General features: G+C 63.4%; 4 protein-coding genes and 1 pseudogene. 2 read left to right on the forward strand and 3 right to left on the reverse strand.

Translation table 11 applies throughout. The features are described from left to right. Together WEB61_RS15185 and WEB61_RS15190 are read left to right on the forward strand one after the other, a co-directional pair. Window positions 1–1,302 (forward strand): putative PEP-binding protein (locus WEB61_RS15185; RefSeq protein WP_368065186.1); only part of this gene is annotated, 1,302 nt, incomplete at its 5' end. 447 nt (window positions 1,303–1,749) lie between these two features. After that, window positions 1,750–2,487 (forward strand): cell wall hydrolase, encoded by a 738-nt coding sequence (locus WEB61_RS15190; RefSeq protein ID WP_368065187.1) that lies wholly within the window; start codon window positions 1,750–1,752, stop codon window positions 2,485–2,487. A 3-nt stretch (window positions 2,488–2,490) separates the two neighbouring features. Here WEB61_RS15190 and WEB61_RS15195 read toward each other — a convergent pair whose 3' ends face one another. The 3 genes and pseudogenes from WEB61_RS15195 to WEB61_RS15205 all read right to left on the reverse strand — a co-directional run. Further along, window positions 2,491–3,312, reverse strand: coding sequence for an SDR family oxidoreductase (locus WEB61_RS15195; RefSeq protein WP_368065188.1), 822 nt, complete (start codon window positions 3,310–3,312; stop codon window positions 2,491–2,493). A 71-nt stretch (window positions 3,313–3,383) separates the two neighbouring features. Next, window positions 3,384–4,253, reverse strand: coding sequence for a carboxylating nicotinate-nucleotide diphosphorylase (gene nadC, locus WEB61_RS15200; RefSeq protein WP_368065189.1), 870 nt, complete (start codon window positions 4,251–4,253; stop codon window positions 3,384–3,386). Then, window positions 4,250–4,426 (reverse strand): annotated as a pseudogene (locus WEB61_RS15205) (L-aspartate oxidase); the annotation flags it as partial. The gene nadC and the pseudogene WEB61_RS15205, both read right to left, overlap by 4 nt.

A 4,426-nucleotide genomic window follows, 5' to 3' on the forward strand; every position in this document is an offset into this window, starting at 1 on the left:
ATGACGAGCCATGCGGCGGTGGTCGCGCGCGGCATGGGCCGGCCTTGCGTTTCGGGCGCCGGCACGATCCGCATCGACTACAAGGCCGAAACCTTCACAGCCTCGGGCGTTACCGTGAAGAAGGGCGACGTCATCACGGTCGACGGCACGACCGGGCAGATACTCAAGGGTGAAATCCCGACGCTGCAGCCTGAGCTCTCCGGCGACTTCGCGACGCTGATGGACTGGGCCGACAGGCATCGCCGCATGGAAGTGCGCACCAATGCCGAAACGCCGCACGACGCCGAGACGGCGCGCAAATTCGGCGCCGAAGGCATCGGCCTGTGCCGCACCGAACACATGTTCTTCGACGAGGACCGCATCGTCGCCGTGCGTCAGATGATTCTCGCCGACGATGCGAAAGGCCGCCGCGCGCCGCTCGAAAAAATATTGCCGATGCAGCGCGACGACTTCCGGCAATTGTTCGAGATCATGCATGGCCTGCCCGTGACCATCCGTCTGCTCGATCCGCCGCTGCATGAATTCCTGCCGAAGGGCGAAGCCGAAATCGCGCAGGTGGCGGCCGACACCGGCATGCCGGCCGACAAGCTGGTGCGCCGTCTCGCCGAGCTTGCTGAAAGCAATCCCATGCTCGGCCACCGCGGCTGCCGCCTCGGCATTTCATACCCTGAGATTTACGAGATGCAGGCGCGCGCCATTTTCGAAGGCGCGCTTCTGGCGGCGAAGGAGACGGGCGCTGCGGTCATTCCCGAAATCATGGTGCCGCTCGTTTCCATGAAAACCGAACTCGACTTCCTGAAGGCGCGGATCGTCGCCGTGGCGGCCGAGGTCGAAAAGGAACAGGGCGTTAACCTCCGCTACCACGTCGGCACCATGATCGAGCTGCCGCGCGCCGCGCTGATGGCGCGCGAAATCGCCGAATCCGCCGAATTCTTCTCTTTCGGCACCAACGATCTGACGCAGACGACCTATGGCATCAGCCGCGACGACGCGGCCCAGTTCATGAACGACTATCTGGGCAAGAAAATCCTGATGCAGGATCCTTTTGTCTCATTGGACCGCGAAGGTGTCGGCGAGCTTGTCCGCATCGCGGCGGAGCGAGGCAGAGCGACACGGTCCGATATCAAGCTCGGTATTTGCGGCGAGCACGGCGGCGATCCGGCTTCCATCGGCTTTTGCGAGGAAGTGGGGCTCACCTACGTCTCCTGCTCACCCTACCGGGTGCCGATCGCCCGCCTTGCCGCCGCACAGGCGGCACTGAAATCCGGGCCCGCAGCCGGCGCCGAAGGCAGCACGGCCTGACAGTTCCGTAAGCGGACGGTCCCGTTTCGGGATTTGATCGTATACAGACGATTAACGTTTGTGACGAAATTGCAACATTTTTGTTAACGGTTTGAGTCGCACCGAAATGTGTGACTTAACCGTAATTATGGAATCGGACGGTGGGCAATCCCGGTACCGATGCAATTTGTCACACACGAAAACCCCAATACCGACAATGACATAGATGTTTCCGCTAACGGTGTGGCAACTATGACATTGTGAGCCCCGAATCGCCGTGTTAACTCCCGTCGGCTGACGAGAGCGTAAAAAATTGCCCAGATGTCGAACCGGCATCGGGCTCTGGCACGTATAGCGGTACTGTCCGTGGATCTTGCAAGGGTCCCGAAAGGGAACCGGACCGAAGCCCCCGAAGAGGGGCGCAGTCCCAGGATCTGAATGAACAACAAAGCGACGGATTAGAGAACGATGCGTAGATTGTTTGACTGGCTCGATTTGGGCCACATCTTCTCCGGGGCTGCATATGCGGCTTTCGGCGTTGTGTGCCTCGGCGCCATTTCCGCGACCGTGCTGAACGCGATGACGACGCCCACACCGGTGGTTGCCGCTCGTGCCGACGACGCGCCGATGATGGCTTTCGCGCCGGTTCATGGCCGCGATCTCGCCGGCGCCTTCAGCGGCGACGTGCTTTCCCTCGATGCCGAGTTCCAGCAGGCCAGCCTGATTCTGCCGGCGAGCGGACAGCCGATGGATGTCGATACGCCGCTGTTGCAGGTGAAGGCGCGTATGCTCGAAGAGGAGCGCCGCTGCCTCGCCGTGGGCATTTATTTCGAGGCACGCGGCGAATCCGCGCGCGGCCAGATCGCGGTCGCTCGCGTGATTCTCAACCGTGTTGGCTCGAAAAACTATCCGAACACGATTTGCGGCGTCGTCTATCAGGGCGCGAGCCGCAGCACGGGCTGTCAGTTCTCGTTCACCTGCGATCGCACGCTCAACAAGGTGCCGAACGAACGTCGCGCCTGGGCCAAGTCGATGCGCACGGCGGAATTCGTGACAATGGGCCGCCTCGACGACACGGATGTCGGCCCAGCGATGTTCTACCATGCCGACTATGTGCAGCCCTATTGGGCGGCGAGCATGGTGGAGGTGGCGAAAATCGGCCGTCACATCTTCTACAGCAAGCCGGACCGCGAGAAGCGCTCGTAAGGCTCAGCCCTTCGCTGCAGCTTCCATTTCCTTGAGCAGCGGCGCCAGCGGTCCCGAATTGGCGATCTGGTCGCGCACGAGTTCCGGCGCGTTGCCCGCCATCTTGTCGAGTTCCACCAGTTCCGGCGGCACATACCAGTGCAGCTTGTCCGAGCCATAGGCTTCCCACACCACCTTGGCGACCTCGACCGGCGGAATGGCGCGGAACATGCCGTCCTTCGGCGCATTGGCGACCGCTTCGGGCGGCAGGATCGGCGTGTCGATCAATCCCGGCAAAACGTCCGCGGCGCGTACGCCGATCAGCCGGAACTCGATCGAGAGCGCTTCGGTGAGTCCCTTCACCGCGTGCTTCGTCGCCGAATAAACGGCGATGCCCGGCATGCCATAGGTGGCGGAGGACGAAGAGGTGGTGAAGCAGAGCGAATTCTTCGTCGCCTTCAGTAGCGGCAGCGCCGCATAGATCCCGTTCAGCACGCCGACGAAATTCACATTCACGACGGCCATGATGTCTTCGAACGGCATCTGTTCGAAGAGCCCGCCCTTGCCGATGCCGGCATTGTTGAAGAGGAGGTCGAGCTTGCCGCCCGTCGCCTCGCCGAACTCGGCGACGGCTGTGTCATAGGCCGCCTTGTCGGTAACGTCGAGTTTGCGCACGAAACAGTTGTCGGGGCCGAGTTCCTTTTCAAGCGCCGCAAGGCCGACGCCGTTGACGTCGAAGCAACCGACAAACCAGCTCTTCGCATGAAAAAGCCGCGCCGTCTCAAGCCCCATGCCCGAGGCAGCGCCTGTGATGAAAATGCTCTGCCGCCCGTTCGCCTGTCCCATGATCGTCTCCCCCGGTTTTATGTCTGGATTTTATGGACCGTAGTCCACTTCTTCCATCCGGGAAAGCGGGATCAGGATGCCGTAAGGGAGTCGAAGTCGAGGCCCACATCGAGGCAGGGCGCAGAGTGGGTGATCCAGCCGCAGGAGATGAGGTCGACGCCGCTGGCAGCGATGGCGGGCGCCGTCTCGGCTGTGATGCGGCCCGAGGCTTCCGCGATGGCCCGTCCGCCGATGCGGCGCACGGCCTCGGTGAGCATTTCGGGCATCATGTTGTCGAGCAGCACCGCATCGACGCCCGCGACGAGCGCCTGGTCGAGCTGGTCGAGCGTGTCGACCTCGACCTCGATCTTGACCATGTGCCCGCTGGCGGCCTTTGCGCGGGCAATCGCGGCTTCGATGCCGCCGGACATGGCGATGTGGTTGTCCTTGATGAGCACGGCATCGTCGAGACCGAAGCGGTGGTTCATGCCGCCGCCGGCGCGCACGGCGTATTTCTCGAATACGCGCAGGCCCGGCGTCGTCTTCCGCGTGCAGCAGACATGCGCCTTCGTGCCTTCGATGGCGCGGGCGATCTCGCGTGTGGAAGTCGCGATGCCGGACATATGGCCGAGAAAATTGAGCGCGACGCGCTCGCCCGTGAGAATGCCGCGCGCCGGTCCCTCGATGGCGGCGATGGTGTCGCCGGGCTCCACATCCGAGCCGTCGCCTTTCATCACCGCAACTTTCAGCAGGGGTTCGACAAGCCGGAAGGCCATGCGCGCGCAATCGAGTCCCGCCACGCGGCCGGGCTGGCGCGCATTGATGAGCACGCGTGCCTTGGCCTCTGCCGGCACGGTCGCCTGCGTGGTGATGTCGCCCGCGCGGCCGAGATCCTCCACCAGCGCCGCGCGCACCGCAGGCTCGATCATCAGCGCGGGCAGTGGCGTCAGGTGAAGCGTCATAGACAAGCCTGCGCGTCGGCGGCGGCTGCGGCCGGTGCTTCGGCGATGGCGGCTTCGGCGATCCGCGCCGCTTCCTTCAGCGTGATGAAGGTGCGATGCCGCCAGGGCGCGCGCGCGGCGGCGAAATCGCTCCGGTAATGGCCGCCGCGGCTTTCCTCACGCGCGTAAGCTGC

The organism is Parvibaculum sp. (assembly GCF_040882025.1).
Taxonomy (GTDB): Bacteria; Pseudomonadota; Alphaproteobacteria; order Parvibaculales; family Parvibaculaceae; genus Parvibaculum.